Source organism: Pseudomonas sp. P5_A2_2 (assembly GCF_054177685.1).
Map to the genome: position 1 here is coordinate 1 of NZ_JBGCUL010000856.1, position 1,914 is coordinate 1,914.

Here is a 1,914-nt window from a genome sequence, read left to right on the forward strand (position 1 = left end):
GGGCATGGCTGCTTTCGGCAATCGATCCAGCTCAGGGTAAGCGTCGATGCCATAGCGCACGCGCTTGATCAGCAGGCGCAGCCGATGACGGTCGTGGGCCGGGTCGTGCAGTGCCTCGTCGAGTTTTTCCCACTGCTTGCCCAGGCGTTTTTCGATGCGCTTGCGCAAGCCCTTGAGCAATCCCTGGCGCTGGGCGGCGCGCAGAAAACGCGGAAATGCATCGAGGACGATCAGCAATTGCGCAAGTTCAGGGCTGGCCGCCACGGCCGGATAGGCCTCGGCCATTTGCGCCATGCGCCGCTGTGCGGCTTGGGGTTGATGGTGCTGGAGCAGGTACGCCGCCAACACTTCGCGATCACGTAATGGCGTGCTCAGTTCGCCCACCCGGGAGGCGGCCGCTTCCAGTTGCTCGACACCGGGCTGCCCGCGCAAGGGTCGCAACAGGCTGCGCAACCGACGCATGGTAGTGCGCAGATCGTGTAACGCTTCGGGGTCAGTACGCTCTTTCAAGCGGGCCTGACAGGCCAGCAGACGAACTTCCAGGCCCAGGACACGAGCCACCAACCGATCGATCATGGGGGTTTACTCCGTAAACAGCGCCAGGCTGCAAGCTACGAGCTGCAAACCCGATGAGTCTTGCAGTTCATAGCTTAGAGCCTGCAGCTGCTTTTTGCCTTCAACGCCCCGCGCGCGACTCACGAATATAGAAACGGGCCTTCTCGGCCTTGTGGGAGCAGCCTTCGAACCCCTCGAATTGCTGCTGGGTCTTGGCCGCGGTCAACAGCGACAAGGCCTTGGAGTAGCTGACGGTCCCGGCGAAACCTTCGGCCTTGGCCAGATCCAGCTCATGCCACGCGGCATCCAGGTTACTACCGCAACTGTCGCGATAAGCGGTTTTGCCGGCACAACCGGCGAGCGCCAGGGCAATCAATGGCACGCAGATCCAGGCTTTCATCACTCACTCCTCAAAGATAGGTCAACAGTCGTGCAGGTAAGACGGTGTGGCACCTGAAAAGTGCCATTGGTCCGCTATGCAAACTATAGCGCCGAGGAGAATAACCATGTGCCGCCATGGAATGTCGAAAATACGACGCTCTTGCCCCACCGAACGACCATGGCGATTGAAGCATGACCCTCGATGGGTGCATTGTTGAACCATTCGAACGAGGGCGATTCATGAAAAAGCGTGTCGCACTGGTATTGGGCTCGGGTGGAGCTCGGGGTTATGCCCATATCGGGGTCATTGAAGAGATCGAACGGCGCGGCTATGACATAGCCTGTATCGCCGGTTGCTCCATGGGCGCGGTGGTGGGCGGGATCTACGCCGCCGGCAAACTCAATGAATACCGTGACTGGATCGAGAGCCTGGATTATCTCGACGTGTTGCGTCTGGTGGACGTCAGTTTTCGTCTGGGGGCGATTCGTGGCGAGAAGGTGTTCGGGCAGATCCGCAAGATCGTCGGCGAGATCAACATCGAAGACTTGCGCATCCCCTACACCGCCGTTGCCGCCGACCTGACCAACCAGCAGGAAATCTGGTTCCAGGAAGGTTGCCTGCATCAGGCCATGCGCGCCTCGGCAGCGATTCCCAGCCTGTTTACCCCGGTGATGCAGGGCAACCGCATGCTGGTCGATGGCGGCATTCTCAACCCGCTACCGATCGTGCCGGTGGTGTCGAGCCATTGCGACCTGATCATCGCGGTCAACCTCAACTCCACCAACCAGCGCCACTATCAAATGCCGGTCATCCAGCGTCCCGCCGCCTTCAAGACCCGCTTCGACAGCCTTATCAACTCCCTCGGCTCGAAGCTGCCGTTCCGCCGCAAGCAGGCCGAGCAACTGTTGCTCCTCGAGCAGGAAGCCCTGAGGGCCGAAGGGGCAGACCTCAATCCGTGGATCGAATCCGCCCAGCCC

3 protein-coding genes are annotated in these 1,914 nt (G+C 60.4%); 1 reads left to right on the forward strand and 2 read right to left on the reverse strand.

Features of this window, described 5'->3' with window-relative positions; genetic code table 11:
• Together ACXRVY_RS26560 and ACXRVY_RS26565 are read right to left on the reverse strand one after the other, a co-directional pair.
• Positions 1-576 (reverse strand): CHAD domain-containing protein (locus ACXRVY_RS26560; protein WP_458238680.1); only part of this gene is annotated, 576 nt, incomplete at its 3' end.
• 100 nt (positions 577-676) lie between these two features.
• Positions 677-955, reverse strand: a complete 279-nt coding sequence (locus ACXRVY_RS26565) for a hypothetical protein (RefSeq protein ID WP_007991739.1) — start codon at positions 953-955, stop codon at positions 677-679.
• Positions 956-1,176: 221 nt separating this feature from the next.
• Here ACXRVY_RS26565 and ACXRVY_RS26570 point away from each other — a divergent pair.
• On the forward strand, positions 1,177-1,914 hold a 738-nt coding region (locus ACXRVY_RS26570; RefSeq protein ID WP_458238681.1), incomplete at its 3' end, for a patatin-like phospholipase family protein.